Origin of the sequence: Bacillus sp. B1-WWTP-T-0.5-Post-4 (assembly GCF_009183795.1) — a bacterium.
GTDB lineage: Bacteria > Bacillota > Bacilli > Bacillales > Bacillaceae_G > Bacillus_A > Bacillus_A cereus.
In genome coordinates this window covers 243,376-261,541 of the sequence record NZ_WEIJ01000004.1, presented here as the reverse complement: position 1 = coordinate 261,541, position 18,166 = coordinate 243,376, and the positions used below count along the sequence as shown (strand labels likewise).

Below are 18,166 nucleotides of genomic sequence, written 5' to 3'. Positions count from 1 at the left end.
AAACAATGATCGATTATGCATGGCTCATACCGCTTTTCCCACTCGTTTCGTTTTTGTTACTTATTATATTCGGGAAGAAAATTAGAGAAGGAAGCAGCGTACTTAGTATTTTTTTCGTCTTTCTCTCCTTTATACTTGCGGTACTTGTGTTAATAGAAAGGTTTTCAGAAGCAAGCGTGAAGCATAAGTGGGTGTGGCTTAGAGCTGGAGATGTGGATATATCATTCGGCTTTGAAGTGACTGCATTAGGAGCTTTAATGTTATTTATCGTGACGCTTGTGAGTCTACTTGTACATGTGTATTCGAAAGGTTATATGAAAGGTGATGAACGATTACCGACCTTTTACGCATATTTAGGACTCTTTACATTTGCGATGTTAGGGCTTGTTATATCAACGAATTTATTACAACTTTATATATTTTGGGAATTAGTTGGCCTTGGCTCATTTTTACTTATCGGTTTTTATTTCTTTAAAGAAGAAGCGAAGGCTGCTGCAAAAAAGGCTTTTATTATGACCCGTATTGGGGATGTTGGTTTATTTATCGGGATGATTTTAATTTTTTGGTACGCAGGTAGTTTTGAATATGACGCAATATTTAGGGCGATTTATACAGGGGATCTACCTCCTTACATGATTACAATAACAGCGATATTAATTTTTATCGGGGCGATGGGGAAATCAGGGCAGTTCCCGCTTCATACGTGGTTGCCAGATGCAATGGAGGGGCCAACGCCCGTTTCGGCACTTATTCACGCGGCGACGATGGTCGCAGCTGGCGTATATTTAGTAGCGACGATGTTCCCTCTATTTTCAGCAAGTACAGTGGCGATGCAGACAGTGGCAATCGTTGGAGCTTTCACTGCAATCTTTGCGGCCTCTATCGGTCTTGTGCAAACAGATATAAAGAGGGTGCTTGCTTATTCTACAGTTAGCCAGCTCGGGTACATGATGCTCGCGTTAGGTTCTGCCGGTTATGTAGCTGGTATATTTCATTTAACGACACATGCTTTTTTTAAAGCACTACTATTTTTGGCGGCAGGAAGTGTAATTCATGCTGTGCATACGCAAAACATTAATAAAATGGGCGGTTTACAGAAGAAGATGAAAGTAACTGGTACGCTATTTTTAATAGGTACCCTTGCCATTAGCGGTGTTCCGCTGCTTTCCGGTTTTTTCAGCAAAGATGAAATTTTAGCGGCGACGTGGATGAATGGCAATTACGTTTTATTTACTTTAGCGGTAATTGCGGCGTTTTTAACAGCGTTCTATATGTTCCGCCTATACTTTCTTGTCTTTACTGGAGAAACGAAGACGAAGGAAGAAGTGCATGAATCGCCTCGCGTTATGACGTATCCAATGATTGTTCTCGGCGTTCTCGCAGTAGTGGTAGGATATATAAATACACCATGGTTTGGGACGTTTCTCGGAGATTGGTTGACGAAAGATGTAGGGTTTAAGGTTGAAGAAGCGCATGGACCAGTTTGGATTATGATTGTTGCGACACTCGTTTCATTTGCGGGAATCGCTCTTGCATATTTCATATATGGCAAGAAATCAATTTCTAGGAATTGGGCTGGGGGTACGGAAACATCGCTTTATAATCTTTTGAAAGAAAAATATTATGTGGATGAACTATACAACATGACGGTGATCCCTATTACGAAAGGAATCGCTCATGTGCTTCGCTTATTTGAAGTGTATGTAGTCGAAGGAATTGCAGTTTTAATTGCAAGTGTAGTGAAAGGCACAAGTAACCTTGGATCGAAACTTCAAAACGGGAATGTACAAGTGTACGGTACTGTAACGGCGGTTTCGCTCGCTGTACTCGTCATTATTTTGCTCTATACGGGAGGGGATTTACGATGAATGATTTGTTGTTAACGTTCTTCATTTTTTCCCCGCTTTTAGGAATTTTATTGCTTGTATTAACACCGAAAAAGGAATTGCGTACAGTGCGAGCGCTTGGCTTATTTGGGACGGCACTTCCATTTGGAATCGCTATCGTCCTCGCTTGTACATATGCTTCTGGAAAGAATTTGTCACTATTCGATGAAAAGATGAAATGGATTAAGTTCGGCGATTTTACAGCGGTAGATAAAAGGTGGTTTTCTATTTATTACGAGCTCGGTATTGATGGTTTGTCGCTTGTCATGATGGTACTGACGGCTCTTCTAGCAACGCTTGCAGCAATTGCAGCCTTTTCTATTAAAAGAAATTTAAAAGCATTTTATATGCTGTTACTCATGCTAGAAATAGGAATGCTCGGCGTCTTTGCTGCTCAAAACTTAATGTTGTTTTTTATCTTCTTTGAAATTACGTTGCCACCAATGTTCTTATTAATTGGAAAGTGGGGAAAATTGTCGAGTGAAAAGGCTGCGTATAGTTATTTAATATATAACGGTATTGGCTCAGCTATTTTGCTCATTGTTTTCTCAATTTTGTTCGCGAAAACAGGTACAACAAATATTGTGGAGCTGAAAGAGATATTAAGAAGCGTAAACGCAGAGGGAGCACTCGTCATCCCAAGTAGTTTGCAGCTTAGTGTATTTATTGCCATAATGATTGCTTTTGCAATTAAACTACCTGTTTTTCCGTTGCACCGCTGGATGGTCAATGTACACATAGAAGCGCATCCAGCTGTAGTTATGCTTCATGCGGGTGTTTTGCTGAAGATTGGGGCGTACGGTATTATTCGCTTCGGGAAAGGGCTATTCCCGGAATATTTTCACGATGTTGCAACACTAATTGCGATATTAGGCGTAATTAATTTATTATACGGTGCCTTTTTAGCGCTCATCCAAACAGACTTTAGGAAAGTACTGGCTTACTCTAGTATTTCGCATATGGGAATTGTGTTAATGGGACTTGCGTCACTTAATGCACCTGGTACACAAGGAGCGTTATTCCAGGTTGTATCGCACGGTTTAATTGCAGCCTTGCTGTTTTTCTTACTCGGTGTTATAGAACAACGTTTCGGAACATCAGACATTACAGCGCTTGGTGGACTCGCAAAAAGTGTCCCAGTACTTAGCGGCTTCTTCTTAGCAGGAGGAATGGCATCGCTCGGATTACCAGGGATGTCTGGGTTTGTTAGTGAATTTCTTGCCTTTCTCGGTTTATTTCAAGGAGAGCCCGTCATTGCTGCAGTCGGTGTGATTGGCATCATTTTAACCGCTGTGTATGTATTAAGGGCGACACTTCAAGTGACATTTGGAAAGAAAGAGTGGGAAGCAAAATCTGATATACACGGATGGGAGTATGTCCCTGTTTTACTACTTATCTTTTGTATTATTGCAATTGGAGTTATGCCAGAGATACTAGGAGATCCGCTTCAAAATACATTGAAAACATTGGGGGTGAAGTAGGATGGATATGAATACGTTACTTAGCTTATCGTGGCATCTAATGGTGCCAGAATTTATTATTCTCGGCGCCGCCATCCTTCTTTCCATATGTGATTTGTTTTTTAAGCTGAACCATAGATATGTAGCTCTTGGTGCGATTGCTGCCATCGTATTAGCAATCGTGTCATTAATTACTCTATATAGCGAACCGGCAGGAGATATTTTAAATGGATCGTTTGTGTTAGATGGATTTTCAAAAGGGTTTAAAACGTTGCTATTAGGCGCCTCAGCTCTCATTTTATGCACCGCGATGAGCGATGATAAGAAGAATCCAATCGAAGATAAGGGCGAATATTATTATTTATTTTTAATGGCGCTTCTTGGTGCGATGTTCATGGCTTCTAGTGTTGATTTTATTACCCTTTTCGTTGGTTTGGAGTTACTTTCACTTTCTTCTTATATTTTAGTAGGAATACGAAAAAAGAGCCGTGCATCAAATGAAGCGGCAATGAAATATGTCATTAGCGGAGGAATTGGAACGGCGATTACGCTCTTCGGAATGAGTTATTTATACGGTATTACAGGTTCAACTAACATTGTAGATATGCAAAAGGTACTCACTGGGGAGCTCGCTAGTGGTATTCAGTTATTGTTAGCTCTCGCATTTCTTTTATTGCTAGTTGGTCTCTCATTTAAAATTGCCACAGTGCCGTTTCATATGTGGGCACCTGATGTGTATGAAGGAGCGACTACACCTGTTACTGCTTTTCTTGGAACGATTTCTAAAATTGCTGGGTTCCTACTCATTATTCGTTTGTTCCTTATGATCTTTGCAAGTGTATTAATACAAGGAGATATGCAATCTTTATATGGGCATATGAGTATATATATTGCAGTGCTAGCAAGTATTACGATGATTGTTGGGAATGTAGTCGCGTTAAAACAATACAATATAAAGCGTTTATTTGCTTATTCAGGTATTGCACATGCGGGGTATTTACTCGTTCCACTTGTGGCATTATCACCATTTACGATGGATAGCATGTGGTTTTATATGCTGGCATACATGCTTATGAATATAGGCGCATTTGCCATTATCCACGGCTTAATCTTACAAAATGATGAGGAAAATATAACAATTTTCACAGGTTTATATAAAAGGTCGCCATTTACAGCGATAATGATGACAATTTTTATTTTATCGCTGGCTGGGATACCAGGAACGGCTGGATTCATTGGAAAGATTAACATCTTTTTAGGCGCACTTCATGTAGAGCCAGCACATTACGTACTAGCTTCGATTATGATGGGTACGACAGTTGTTTCATTCGTATATTATTTCCGTATTTTACAACAAATGTTTTTCCGCACCGGAGAGACAGAAGAGAGAATACGGTTACCGTTAAATATAAAGGTTGTTATGAGTCTTTGTGCAATTTCGATTGTAATACTAGGGATTATGCCGATGATTGGGTACAATTTCTTTTATGAATATTTTCCATTGATGAAAGATTTCTTCTTCTTAGGGAACGTGGTACAATAGTGAAAATAAAAGGTGTGGAGTCAGTACTCTGCGCTTTTTATTTTGTGTTAACTTGTAATGTAGATATACGTTTTTGGAAAGAAAATCACGATGTAAAATGTAAGATGTCTATGTGCATTTGAAAAAGTGTAGCTCCTACTTATTATGGTATCGTTTTTATATTCTTTCATAAGTAGTAGCTGAGTAAAAAGGGGTCGATTTTTTGGCACAACTTTTAGGGCAACAAGCACTGATTGCCATTGTTTCGCATTTATTGTTTATTACCATTACGTGGTGGGCCTTACAAGGCATTCACATTGAGCGTTTAATGAAGTCCGGAAAAGTGCTGCAGACGCGAGTATTACTCATCTTAATTACAATTGCAATTGGGACATCTGTAAGTAACTTTTTCCTTGATTATTTAGGCTATTCGAAGAGTTTAACGTATTTAGTAAAGTAAGTGTATAGAACCTCAAATCTCCGTTAACAATGGGGATAGGAGGGGATGAAATTGAAGCTTAAAGCCATTCTTATTGTTGCACTTAGTGTTGTTTTATTTTTGGTTGGATATAGAGAGATGAAACCGATAAGCGATGAACAGAAAATGGAGAGCATGATCAAGGCTTTAGAGAAAAATGATGCTAAAGTAGAAAAATGGTCATGGTTAGCGAGAGAAACAAAAACAATTTCTAACATACATACGTTTCAAAAGTTGTTAAACGATGTGAAGGAAAAGGCAAATATTCAAAAGTGGGAAGTAGAGCAATCTCCAGATGGATATAAAGCTACATCCTATAAAAAGCTTTCTTCTTATGAAGAACGAGTAGTAGTAACTTGGAGTAAAGAAAATACTAAAGAAAACACTTTCATTATCTTTGAATTAAGTGGGGCGAAATGGGACCCGAAGTATGTTCAAAACATGAATAAAATTTTTAGTGAAAAACCTATAATTTACACTTGTGTTCAAGGTGTACTGAATGATAAGATTGAAGGTGTTTTGCAAAATAAAACCAATCAGGTTTTGAAAGATCTTTCAGCAAGAGCGATCGAACAAGTAGAAGAAAGAGCATTTGTGTCAGTCTCCGCATACAATAAAAAGTGGGATGACGCTCTTTCAACAAATAGAGAGAAAATAAATGTGCAAATAGCAATACGTTCTACAGACAACAAAGATACAATTGTGGTTGGCACACCGATCATAACTTCTGAGTATTGAGTGAATAGATACTGAAAAAAGGACACGGAGGGGAATAATTTGGAAAAGATCATCGTCCGTGGCGGAAAGCGGTTAAACGGCACAGTGCGTGTTGAGGGCGCAAAAAATGCTGTATTACCTATAATCGCTGCAGCCCTATTAGCGAGTGATGGAAAGAATGTACTATCTGAAGTACCAGTTTTGTCTGATGTATACACAATTAATGAGGTATTACGTCATTTAAATGCTGAAGTCGTATTTGAAAATAATCAAGTAACAATCGATTCTTCTAAAGAACTAAACATTGAAGCACCATTTGAATATGTACGTAAAATGCGTGCATCTGTTCAAGTAATGGGACCATTATTAGCACGTAACGGTCGTGCTCGTATTGCACTTCCTGGTGGATGTGCAATTGGTTCACGTCCAATTGACCAACATTTAAAAGGCTTCGAAGCAATGGGAGCAAAAGTACAGGTTGGTAACGGTTTTGTTGAGGCATATGTTGAGGGAGAACTAAAAGGAGCTAAAATCTACTTAGACTTCCCAAGCGTAGGCGCGACAGAAAACATTATGTCTGCAGCTACATTAGCAAAAGGGACAACAATTCTTGAAAACGCAGCGAAAGAACCAGAAATCGTTGACTTAGCTAACTTCTTAAATGCGATGGGAGCGAAAGTACGCGGAGCTGGAACTGGAACGATTCGTATCGAAGGCGTTGATAAATTATATGGTGCAAACCACTCTATTATTCCTGACCGTATTGAAGCGGGAACATTCATGGTTGCAGCAGCAATTACTGGTGGAGACATCTTAATTGAAAATGCTGTACCTGAACATTTACGCTCAATTACAGCGAAAATGGAAGAAATGGGTGTTAAAATTATTGAGGAAAACGAAGGTGTACGTGTTATCGGCCCAGATAAGTTAAAAGCGGTTGATATTAAAACTATGCCTCACCCAGGTTTCCCAACAGACATGCAATCACAAATGATGGCATTATTACTACAAGCTGATGGAACAAGCATGATTACAGAAACGGTATTCGAAAACCGCTTTATGCACGTTGAAGAATTCCGTCGTATGAATGCTGATATTAAAATTGAAGGTCGTTCTGTTATTATGAACGGTCCAAACAGCTTACAAGGTGCTGAAGTAGCAGCAACTGACTTACGTGCTGCAGCTGCATTAATCTTAGCTGGTTTAGTATCAGAAGGTTATACTCGTGTAACTGAGTTAAAACATCTTGACCGTGGCTATGTAAACTTCCATAAGAAATTAGCTGCATTAGGTGCAACTATTGAACGTGTAAACGAAAAAGTAGAAGAAGTGAAAGAACAAGAAGTTTCTGATCTTCACGCTTAATTGAAATAGTCTCTATGTCTTTTGACATAGGGGCTATTTTTTTGGGTTATTACTGTTATAGTCAATAAATTCTATACTTATGCACGTACCAGTAAAAATATTTAGAAAATTTCCGTTTTATACTCTTCCCCTTAAGTATGTTCTAAAAGAAAGAGTTGTTCCATAAGAATGAATGGAGTAAAGCTTTTATATTGGGGGAAAATAGGATGAAATTTTCAAAGCCACTTTTTATTACAGTAGCGCTCTTAATAGCGCTCGTTATCATTGTACCTGCAGCCCTTGTTATTCCATTTGCGAAAGCAAAAGTAGGGGAAGAAACGGCCTCTAAAACTCCTCCAGCGATAGAAAGCATACCAGCTCCAGGAAAAGTAGATACAGCTGTTCAAGTTGCTGTATATCGCGAAAAACAGAAGAAGGTAGAAACATTACCAGTGGAGGAGTATGTGACAGGTGTAGTAGCTTCTGAGATGAATGCCAGTTTTGAAATAGAGGCACTAAAGGCGCAGGCATTAGCAGCGAGAACATTTGTAGTACAACGTATGCTAAGCGGAGGAAAGAAAAATAATGCGGACGTGACAGATACGGTGAAAGATCAAGTGTACAAAAGCAAAGATGAATTGAAGAAGCAATGGGGTAATAACTACGAAAATAATTTGAAGAAAATCGAAGAAGCCGTTTCGAAAACAGCAGGACAAGTTTTAACGTATGATGGAAAACCAATTTCAGCATCCTTCTTTTCAACGAGTAATGGCCGAACAGAAAATGCAGCTGACTATTGGGGAAATGATTATCCGTACTTGAAAAGTGTAGATAGTCCGTGGGATCAAGCCTCTCCAAAGTTTACGAGCGAGCAAACATTTACAGTAGCTGATTTTCAAAAACGTCTCGGTGTGAAAGTGCTAGCAGACGGGAAGGTTGGAAATATTAAAGACCTTACGGAAGGAAAGCGCGTAAAGGATGTAGCTTTTCAAGGAAAAACATTAACAGGAAAAGAAGTTCGTGAAAAGTTAGATTTACGTTCTTCTGATTTTACGTGGAAACAACAAGGAGATAAAATCATCGTTACGACGAAAGGCTTCGGTCACGGCGTTGGTATGAGTCAATATGGGGCGAACGGCATGGCAGCGGAAGGAAAGAAATATACAGATATCGTCGCTCATTACTATAAAGGCGTTGAAATAAAGACGATGAATGATTATGAAGGAAAATTGATGGTGAAGAAATAGGTGTCAGAACTCTGGCACCTATTTTTTCTGTTTAAAATATCATAATTTTCCATTAACTGTTTGATATAATAGGATAAAAAGGCATTTGGGGGAAATGAAATGGCGTTACTAGAGTTGAAACAGTTAGGGAAGGCGAACCAGTTACCGGAAATTGAGCTAAAGGTTGAGAAAGGACAATGTATTGTTTTGCAATGCAATAATCATACAGCTAAAGTGTTACACCGCATTATTATTGGTGAAGAAGAAGCTTCAACTGGCAATGTACTGTTTGAAGGAGAAGCAATTGGAAAGAAAAATTATTCCCGCATCGGTTTTTGTTTTTTGAAAGATGAGGCATATGATCGTTTGAAGGTGAAAGAATACTTTAAGTTGTTAATAGGGCTTTATGAATCAAATATGAGTACGGAAGAAGTTGTACAATATGTTGGTCTCTTAGATAAGTTAAACGTTAAAATAGAAAAACTATCATTTTCAGAGAAACGTCGTCTTCATATTGGGCGAGTGATGATTCATAATCCGGATTTAGTCGTTTTGGAAGAGCCAGAGCAAAATGTAGATATAGAGAGTACGGTTATTATTCGAAAAGCGATTATGAAAATGAAAGAACAAGGAAAAGCAATTTTTATTACGTCATCTTTCCTATCGGATGCTCTTTCGTTAACGGAAGATGTATACATACTAAACAATGACGGTGTGAAAAAAGTAGAAATTGAACAAGAGGAAGCTGAAGAAGTCGATGAAGAGAAGGTCGTTCAAATAATTCCGCAAATGAAGTTAGAAAGAATACCTGCGAAAGTGAACGATAAAATCATTTTACTTGATCCGATGGAAATCCATTTCATTGAAACGCAAAACGGAGTAACGCATATTCACGTTCGTGAAGGTGATTTCGTATGTGCATTAACATTAAGTGAACTAGAAGCAAGATTAACAGGTTTTGGTTTCTTTAGATGTCATCGCTCGTATCTTGTGAATTTACAAAGAGTACGAGAAGTGATTACTTGGACTCGTAACAGTTTTAGTTTAATTTTGGATGACGAAAGAAAAAGTTCAATTCCGCTTTCAAAAGGACGCATGGATGAATTAAAAGGCGTGATTGGGCTATAAAAAGTGCTCCAATAAGCTTAACATGCGATCCATTCACCGGTAAAAATACTCCTTTTACCGGTATTTTACTGCGTAAACCCTTTGTTTTTCATATGATTGAGTCAAGAAAAGTGAAACAAACGAACGAAAAGCGCTAAAGCGACTTTCATCTATAAAGAAGAAAAACAAAGGGGATGAAGAAATGACATTGGCAATTGAAATGAAAGATGTAATGAAAAGTTTCGACGGAAAAACGGCACTTCGAAATGTAAATATTGAGGTGAAGCGAGGAGAGATATTCGGATTCCTCGGACCGAGTGGATCTGGTAAGACGACAACAGTAAAAATTTTAACTTCTCAATTGCTTCATAGTGTTGGAACAGTAAGAGTATTAGGGAAAGATATTACAGGACCAAGTAGCATCGATTATAAACGAATTGGTATTTTAACAGATAACAGCGGCTTATATGAAAGACTTAGCATTTATGATAACTTACTATTATTTTGTGACTTATACGATTGTAAAAAAGAACGAATCGATGAAGTACTAGCACAAGTAAATTTATTAGATGATAAAAAAACACCAGTAAAAAAATTATCAAAGGGAATGAAGCAACGCGTCACACTAGCGAGAGCAATCCTTCATAAACCAGATATCCTCTTCTTAGATGAACCAACATCTGCACTTGATCCAGTAAACGTACAAAACATTCATAAAATCTTAAAAGACTTAAATGAAGAAGGAACGACGATTTTCTTAACGACTCACAACATGGATGAAGCAGAAACGCTTTGTAACCGTATTGCCTTCCTTTGTGGCGGAGAAATTGTAGCGCTTGATACGCCAGAGAACCTGCGCTTAAAATACGCTAAGGATCATATACAAGTCGTATTAAAGGATAAGCAAAAAGAAGTAGTGCAAAAAGATGAATTAGGTGCAAAACGTATTTCAGAATGGATGAACAAAGGAGAATTACTATCCATTCATTCACACGAACCAACTTTAGGCGATATTTTTATTGAAGTTACTGGGAGGGGATTATAATGACATTTTCAATGAGACGTGTATCAGCTATTTTTAGAAAAGAAGTACAAGATTTTAAGACAAATTCACAAGTGTTGTTAATGGCATTTTTACCAATTATACTTTCATTTTTGTTTAGCAGATTTGGAGTGGGAAAGGAAATGTTAGGTATTACTACTATAACGGCCTTCCTATTTGTCGCAGGCTTTGTTCAATCTATGGTAATTGCAGAAGAAAAAGAAAAACATACATTGCGTGTATTAATGCTATCACCGGCATCTTCGGTTGAAGTTCTACTTGGAAAGAGTTTATTAACATCGGGTCTGACGATGGTCATTTGTATTGCAAATTTATTCATTTTAGATCAGTTAAATATTAATCTTCCATTGGTAGGATTGATATTCTTATGCGGAACTATTTTGTTTATCGTACTTGGAACAATGATCGGATTACTTGCATCTTCTGTACCACAAACATCAATAATTGGAATGCCGATATTAATGACGATGTATTTGGCTGTACAGTTTGAGCCAATGGTTGAAAATAAAGTAATTAAGACGATGATTGGATATCTTCCAACATCTCATATTGTGAAAGCACTTAAAAGCTTAGTAGGTGGGGCGGGATTTAGTAGTATTAGTGGGCATGTATTAAATGTTGCAGTTTGGCTTATTATATCGCTCGTTGTATGTTTAATCGTATATAAAAAGAAACAATTAGACTAAAAACTGAGCCAAAAGTGCTCAGTTTTTTCTTTTTTCTATCATTTCCTCGGAAATTTTACAGTTCTTATACATATTTTTACAGATTTTGTCGAAAAGTAATTAGTTATACGTTGTATAGGATACGTGAATATTGTTCAAAATGATTGCTGAGGTGATGATGGAATGCGAGGAAGAAATAATAAAAAGTCGCAAAAGGTAGTACATTTATTTCAAAAAAGATGGGTGTTTCCGGCACTATACATTGCTTGTGCAGCGGTAATCTTAATGGTTGCGCTATGGTTCCAAGGAGCTAATCCGAAGAAGACTCCAAACCAGGATCAAGCAACACCGTATACACAATCGGAAGATCCAGCAGTACCAGTAACGAAATCTTCAGAAGTAGTGAAAATGCCAGCTGCCGCGAATGCGGAAGTAGTCGTACAGAAGAAATTCTATGAAGATGCAGCAACTGAGGCGGAACAAGAAAAAGCACTTGTCTTTTATAACAACACATATTCCCCAAACAAAGGAATTGACATTGCTGCGAAGAATGGAAAAGAATTCAATGTTGCTGCTGCTTTAAGTGGTACAGTAACGAAAGCTGAAAAAGATTCACTTCTTGGTTATGTTGTAACAGTTGATAGTGGAAATGGTGTAGCGATATCTTATCAAAGCTTAGGCAGTGTGAAAGTAGAAAAAGGTGCAAGAGTTGCACAAGGTGAAGTATTAGGAACATCCGGTCTAAGTGCAATGAATAAAGAGGCAGGCTCTCACGTTCACTTTGAAGTACGTAAAGACAATGTGGCTGTGAACCCTGAACGTTACTTAAATAAATCAGTAACAGAAATTAAAGCTGATGCAGGTGCTGCAAAGGCTACGAATGCTTCTGGTAAAAAAGCTGATGACAAATCTCAAAAAGAAGAGAAGTCAACGAGCACGAAACCTGAAAGTAAAACAGAAGACAAGTCTCAAAAAGAAGAGAAATCAACAAGCGGTTCAACTAGTGACAAAAAAGAAGAACCGAAGAAAGAAGAAAAATCAACAAATGGTTCTACAGAATCATCTAACGATTCTTCTTCACAAGAATAAGAAAGTGAAAAGATCAGTTCCCACTAGGGGAGCTGATTTTTTTATTTTTATATAAAAATACTTAATTTCGAGAAAAAAGTTGCAAAAACAAGGAAAAATGACGAGATTCTCGAATATATATTACAAAAGGGAGGGGATACTGTGTCATTTTTATTTGTTCTGTCGACTGCTATTATTTTATTGTTTGTTTTATTCACCTTATATTATTATATTGCCGGTAAGAAAGAGGTTCCCCACCATCAATTATTAGAAGAAGAGTTTGAAAGAGAAGAATGACGCCTTATACATAAGGTGTCATTTTTTTTTCGTCAAAATAGTCACTGTTAACGTATTTCTCACAAAAAAACGTAATTTTTCTTAACTTAGTCCGCAAAAATAGTGAACATGTAGCATATATCAGTAGTGCGGGCAATACAATGGTATAAACCAAAGCAAAGAGAGTGTTTGAGGTGAGAAATCGTGAATCATTTCATTATAAATCCAAGAATGTTTAACGCTTACAAACAGCACTCACACTTACTTCTTAGTCGTATGCAGCGAGGCTCATTTCACCCTTCTCACATCCAAATTAGGGAGGCGAGTGGTGTGCACGATTACATCAAAGAGAGAACTATCAAGATTGGTAAGTATATCGTGGAGACAAGAAAGACAGTGCGTGTCATTGCAAAGGAATTTGGGGTATCAAAGAGTACAGTCCATAAAGATTTAACAGAGCGTCTACCAGAAATTAATCCAGAGCTCGCAAATGAAGTGAAAGAAATTCTTGATTATCATAAGTCTATTCGTCATTTAAGAGGTGGAGAAGCAACAAAGCAAAAGTATAGAAAAGAAGATGTAGAGAAGCCTGTACGTCAATAATGTTACAGTAGCAAACATTCCGTTCACATTCGGTAATATTTTTCAGAAGAATTCTTTTTGCGAATATTACGTTTCTGTTAAATTTATGATAAAATCAGAAATTAGGTGAAAAGAATTCGGGTGTAACCTGATTTTGAATATCGAGGAGGAAAAAACGGGAATGTTTGCGCGAGATATCGGAATTGACCTAGGTACGGCTAACGTATTAATTCATGTTAAAGGTAAGGGTATTGTATTAAATGAGCCATCTGTTGTGGCAATCGATCGTAATAGTGGTAAAGTATTAGCAGTAGGTGAAGAAGCGAGAAGCATGGTGGGACGTACGCCTGGTAATATTGTAGCAATTCGTCCGCTTAAAGATGGTGTAATCGCAGACTTCGAAATTACAGAAGCAATGTTAAAGTATTTCATTAACAAATTGGACGTAAAGAGCTTCTTTTCAAAACCTCGTATTTTAATTTGTTGTCCAACAAATATTACATCAGTAGAACAAAAAGCAATTCGTGAAGCTGCTGAACGTTCAGGTGGTAAAACAGTATTTTTAGAAGAAGAACCAAAAGTAGCCGCAGTTGGTGCTGGTATGGAAATCTTCCAACCAAGCGGTAACATGGTTGTTGATATTGGTGGAGGTACAACAGATATCGCTGTACTATCTATGGGTGATATTGTTACCTCTTCCTCTATCAAAATGGCTGGCGATAAGTTTGATATGGAGATCTTAAACTATATTAAACGTAAGTATAAGCTATTAATCGGAGAACGTACTTCAGAAGATATTAAAATTAAAGTTGGTACAGTATTCCCAGGTGCACGTAGCGAAGAACTTGAAATTCGCGGACGTGACATGGTAACAGGCTTACCACGTACAATTACAGTATGCTCTGAAGAAATTACAGAAGCATTAAAAGAAAATGCAGCTGTTATTGTACAAGCTGCAAAAGGCGTATTAGAGCGCACACCACCAGAATTATCTGCAGATATCATCGACCGCGGTGTTATTCTAACAGGCGGTGGAGCTTTACTACACGGTATCGACATGCTTCTAGCAGAAGAACTAAAAGTACCAGTATTAATTGCTGAAAACCCAATGCACTGCGTTGCGGTTGGTACAGGTATTATGTTAGAGAATATCGACAGATTACCAAAGCGTGCTTTGAGATAATTTGAAAGAACTAAGGCTGACGCCTTAGTTCTTTTTTTTGTTTTTATATTTTTTTATTTTGTTTTTTTGCGAAAATGGAAGGAAAATAGAGAAATATGAAGGAAACAGGTAAAATATTCATATATATGGTTAAATTTAATATTTCCTTAATTGAAAACGTTTATAATATAATGAGTCGAATACGACATTAAGGCAAATAATGTTTCAATACATATTGCCTTTCCCTAATTTGGGCATACACTCTTTTCCACCTCCGTGTCAGTTGCAAAAATGTGCAACTATTTTAATGGAATAGAGTGTGTGCATTTTTTTTAGGAAGTTGTACTAAATATAAAATGTTACTTTGTAATGACAAACAATAAACAAAATGGGATAATAGCAATATGTCCAAGTGGTAAGACCAATATTACAAAAGGGGCGATTGTTACATGCTAAATATAGAACAAATTAAAGAAATCATTCCTCACCGCTATCCATTTTTACTTGTTGATAAAATATTAGAAGTAGATGAAGGCAAAAGAGCGGTTGGGATTAAAAATGTATCCGCAAACGAAGAATTCTTTAACGGACACTTCCCTGACTATGCAGTTATGCCTGGTGTACTTATTGTAGAAGCATTAGCACAAGTCGGAGCAGTTGCAGTATTAAAGAAAGAAGAAAACCGCGGAAGACTTGCTTTCTTTGCAGGTATCGACAATTGCCGTTTCAAAAAACAAGTACGCCCAGGTGATCAGCTTCGTCTAGAAGTAGAAATGACACGCGTACGCGGCCCAATTGGAAAAGGAAAAGCAATCGCAACAGTAGATGGTGAAGTTGCATGTGAGGCAGAAATTACATTTGCAATTGGTGATAAAAAAGAATAGATAGTACTAAAAAATCTCCTTGTGAAAAAGACAAGGGGATTTTTTTAATTTATGCTATATAACGATGAAACGATAATATACAAACTAATCAGAAAATACCTTGTAAATAGATGGTAATTACCATATACTTACTTTATTATTTATCTAAAAAACAGGATAAGTGATAAAGGTAATAAAGAAATAAAGGCATTGTCATATTGTTAAGGTACTTAAGTAAGACAAAGTAGAATGTTATTGATTATGATGAGATATGGGGAAATCAGCAAAAATATTAATTAGACGTATGAAATCGAGCATAAAAGAGAGAAAAGGGAAATGTCGCATTTCACAAAAGGAGATTATGAATATGTTCGGGAGAAAGAAAAGAAAACCATTACGACAATTAATTACACATAAAGAGCCTAAATCGCGTATTACAGAACAATACCGTAACATTCGTACAAACATTGAATTTACATCTGTAGATAATCATGTTCGTTCTATTATTGTTACTTCAGCCGATCCAGGTGATGGGAAAACAACAACAATCTCAAACTTAGCAGTTGTTTTCGGACAACAAGGAAAGAAAGTTTTATTAATTGGAGCTGACTTGCGTAAGCCGACGATACAAAACTTATTTGCCATTCATAGTTCAAATGGGTTAACAAACTTATTATCAGGACAAGCAAAACTTATGCAATGCATTCAAAAAACAGATATAGAGAACGTATACTTAATGGCAGCAGGTCCAATCCCGCCAAACCCAGCAGAACTATTAGGAAGCCGGGCAATGGACGAGGCGTTGCTAGAAGCATATAACATGTTTGATATTATATTAATTGACACACCACCTGTCCTTGCGGTTACGGATGCACAAATACTTGCAAATAAATGTGATGGAATCGTACTCGTTGTACGAAGTGAAAAGACGGAAAAAGATAAAATCGTAAAAGCGAAACAAATATTAGATAAAGCATCAGGCAAACTACTTGGAGTCGTTTTAAACGATAAAAGAGAAGAAAAAGAGCAGTATGGTTATTACTAAAATATAAAAAGCCAACAAAATTTTTGTTGGCTTTTTTGTTTTCTGAAAATTATTTATCAAGTTATACAGTGTAAAAAGCATGATATGATAAAATTTTTGGGAAATCATTGGAATGTGTTGTCATATTTAAGATTATTTTGTAAGATTAAACTTGTTTCTTGTGAACAAATATAGAACTGAATTATTAAAAATAAAAAATGTAAGATTTATATGTTATAATTTTTCCTATGTGTAAATTTTAGAAAGTTGGAGGAACCTATGGAAGAAACAATTAGTCTAAAAGAGTTATTTCATATCTTAAAAAAACGTTTAGCAATGATCCTCGTAATCGCCTTTGGTGCAGCTATTGTAAGTGCTATCATTAGCTTTTTCTTTATGACACCAATCTATCAATCTTCGACGCAAATTCTTGTTAATCAGAAGAAGCAAGAAGGTACAGCCATTCAGTTGGGGGAAATTCAATCAAATATTCAATTGACGAATACATATAAAGTTATTATTAAAAGTCCGGTTATTTTGGATCAAGTGAAAGAAAAGTTGGGATTAGATCTTACGACTCAAGATTTAAATGGGAAAATTGAAGTAGTAAATGAAAAGGATTCACAAGTCGTAACTGTAACAGCAATAGATAAGGATCCAAAACTTGCTCGGGATATTGCTAACACAACTGCAGAAGTATTTAAAGGTGAAATTGCAAAAATCATGAGTGTTGATAACGTAACAGTATTATCTAAAGCAGAAGTTGCAGAAAATCAATCTCCAATTAAACCGCGTCCAATGTTAAATGTGGCAATCGCTTTCGTTGTTGGTTTAATGGCTTCAGTTGGCCTTGCATTCTTACTAGAGTACTTAGATAACACAGTGAAAAAAGAAGAAGATGTGGAAAACTTACTTGGCTTACCGGTATTAGGGATTGTAGCTCGTATGGATGAAGAAACAATGAACGTGAAATCACACGCTCCAGCATCAAGAAAAGTGAGGGGACAAACAATTGGCTCTTAATTTATTTAAAAAGAAAAAAAATCATCGTCAACGCCGTCAATTAATTGCTCATCAACAACCGAAATCACCAATTTCAGAACAATATCGTAATATTCGAACGAATATTGAATTTGCAGCTATTGATACGAATTTACATTCATTAATGGTCACGTCTGCAAACCCAAGTGAAGGGAAAACAACAACGACAGCTAATATGGCAGTTGTGTTTGCTCAACAAGGAAAGAAAGTATTATTAATTGATGCTGATATGCGTAAGCCGGCGATGCATCAAATGTTCCAAGTAGATAACATTTTTGGCTTAACGAATGTATTAACACATAGTGAACGTTTAGAGAAATGTGTGCAAACAACATTAGTTGATAATCTACACTTTTTAGCTTGTGGTCCAATTCCGCCAAATCCGGCCGAATTGCTAGGGTCGAAATCAATGAAAGAACTTCTTGGACAAGCATACAGCATGTACGACTTAGTTATTTTTGATATGCCACCTATTTTAGCTGTTACCGATGCGCAAATTATGGCAAATGTATGTGATGCTTCTATTCTTGTTGTTCGTAGTGAATCAACAGAAAAAGAAACAGCAGTAAAAGCAAAAGGTTTGTTAGAATCGGCTAAAGGTAAATTGTTAGGTGTTGTTCTAAATGATCGTGAACGTGAAGAAGGCTTATATTATTACTACGGTGCAAACTAATTTTAAAGT

General features: G+C 36.9%; 18 protein-coding genes. All 18 read left to right on the top strand.

The window, feature by feature from the left end; all coding sequences use genetic code 11:
- Positions 1 to 5 precede the first annotated feature (5 nt).
- Positions 6 to 1,868, top strand: a complete 1,863-nt coding sequence (gene nuoL, locus GBN91_RS15535; protein WP_152121735.1) for an NADH-quinone oxidoreductase subunit L — start codon at positions 6 to 8, stop codon at positions 1,866 to 1,868.
- Entirely contained in the window at positions 1,865 to 3,367 is a 1,503-nt protein-coding gene (locus tag GBN91_RS15530; RefSeq protein WP_000998925.1) for an NADH-quinone oxidoreductase subunit M, read from the top strand. The genes nuoL and GBN91_RS15530 overlap by 4 nt, the downstream gene beginning before the upstream one ends.
- A 7-nt stretch (positions 3,368 to 3,374) precedes the next feature.
- Positions 3,375 to 4,889, top strand: coding sequence for an NADH-quinone oxidoreductase subunit NuoN (gene nuoN, locus GBN91_RS15525; protein WP_342761920.1), 1,515 nt, complete (start codon positions 3,375 to 3,377; stop codon positions 4,887 to 4,889).
- Positions 4,890 to 5,091: 202 nt separating this feature from the next.
- Positions 5,092 to 5,328, top strand: coding sequence for a DUF1146 family protein (locus GBN91_RS15520; protein ID WP_000057889.1), 237 nt, complete (start codon positions 5,092 to 5,094; stop codon positions 5,326 to 5,328).
- A 51-nt stretch (positions 5,329 to 5,379) separates the two neighbouring features.
- Positions 5,380 to 6,084: a YwmB family TATA-box binding protein gene (locus GBN91_RS15515; protein ID WP_481747374.1), complete on the top strand. Its 705-nt coding sequence runs from the start codon at positions 5,380 to 5,382 to the stop codon at positions 6,082 to 6,084.
- Positions 6,085 to 6,123: 39 nt separating this feature from the next.
- Positions 6,124 to 7,428, top strand: coding sequence for a UDP-N-acetylglucosamine 1-carboxyvinyltransferase (murA, locus tag GBN91_RS15510; protein WP_000411274.1), 1,305 nt, complete (start codon positions 6,124 to 6,126; stop codon positions 7,426 to 7,428).
- A gap of 206 nt (positions 7,429 to 7,634) precedes the next feature.
- Positions 7,635 to 8,654 (top strand): stage II sporulation protein D, encoded by a 1,020-nt coding sequence (gene spoIID, locus GBN91_RS15505; RefSeq protein ID WP_000672663.1) that lies wholly within the window; start codon positions 7,635 to 7,637, stop codon positions 8,652 to 8,654.
- Between the two features lie 99 nt (positions 8,655 to 8,753).
- Positions 8,754 to 9,761 (top strand): LytTR family transcriptional regulator DNA-binding domain-containing protein, encoded by a 1,008-nt coding sequence (locus tag GBN91_RS15500; RefSeq protein ID WP_152121730.1) that lies wholly within the window; start codon positions 8,754 to 8,756, stop codon positions 9,759 to 9,761.
- Between the two features lie 181 nt (positions 9,762 to 9,942).
- Positions 9,943 to 10,785: an ABC transporter ATP-binding protein gene (locus GBN91_RS15495; RefSeq protein ID WP_152121728.1), complete on the top strand. Its 843-nt coding sequence runs from the start codon at positions 9,943 to 9,945 to the stop codon at positions 10,783 to 10,785.
- On the top strand, positions 10,785 to 11,489 hold the full coding sequence (locus GBN91_RS15490) for an ABC transporter permease (RefSeq protein WP_000144450.1): 705 nt from the start codon (positions 10,785 to 10,787) through the stop codon (positions 11,487 to 11,489). Before GBN91_RS15495 ends, GBN91_RS15490 begins: the two co-directional genes overlap by 1 nt.
- A 162-nt stretch (positions 11,490 to 11,651) precedes the next feature.
- Positions 11,652 to 12,557 (top strand): stage II sporulation protein SpoIIQ, encoded by a 906-nt coding sequence (gene spoIIQ, locus GBN91_RS15485; RefSeq protein WP_152121726.1) that lies wholly within the window; start codon positions 11,652 to 11,654, stop codon positions 12,555 to 12,557.
- Positions 12,558 to 12,698: 141 nt separating this feature from the next.
- Positions 12,699 to 12,833, top strand: coding sequence for a hypothetical protein (locus GBN91_RS15480; protein WP_000008901.1), 135 nt, complete (start codon positions 12,699 to 12,701; stop codon positions 12,831 to 12,833).
- Between the two features lie 309 nt (positions 12,834 to 13,142).
- Positions 13,143 to 13,415, top strand: a complete 273-nt coding sequence (gene spoIIID / locus GBN91_RS15475; protein WP_000544012.1) for a sporulation transcriptional regulator SpoIIID — start codon at positions 13,143 to 13,145, stop codon at positions 13,413 to 13,415.
- Between the two features lie 160 nt (positions 13,416 to 13,575).
- Complete coding sequence (gene mreB, locus GBN91_RS15470) at positions 13,576 to 14,577, top strand: rod shape-determining protein (RefSeq protein ID WP_000457978.1); 1,002 nt, start codon at positions 13,576 to 13,578, stop codon at positions 14,575 to 14,577.
- A gap of 428 nt (positions 14,578 to 15,005) precedes the next feature.
- Complete coding sequence (gene fabZ, locus GBN91_RS15465; protein WP_000931959.1) at positions 15,006 to 15,440, top strand: 3-hydroxyacyl-ACP dehydratase FabZ; 435 nt, start codon at positions 15,006 to 15,008, stop codon at positions 15,438 to 15,440.
- Positions 15,441 to 15,786: 346 nt separating this feature from the next.
- Complete coding sequence (locus tag GBN91_RS15460) at positions 15,787 to 16,464, top strand: CpsD/CapB family tyrosine-protein kinase (protein ID WP_000467956.1); 678 nt, start codon at positions 15,787 to 15,789, stop codon at positions 16,462 to 16,464.
- Positions 16,465 to 16,722: 258 nt separating this feature from the next.
- Positions 16,723 to 17,466 (top strand): YveK family protein, encoded by a 744-nt coding sequence (locus GBN91_RS15455; protein ID WP_086401090.1) that lies wholly within the window; start codon positions 16,723 to 16,725, stop codon positions 17,464 to 17,466.
- Entirely contained in the window at positions 17,456 to 18,157 is a 702-nt protein-coding gene (locus GBN91_RS15450) for a CpsD/CapB family tyrosine-protein kinase (protein WP_001207147.1), read from the top strand. Before GBN91_RS15455 ends, GBN91_RS15450 begins: the two co-directional genes overlap by 11 nt.
- Positions 18,158 to 18,166: the final 9 nt, after the last annotated feature.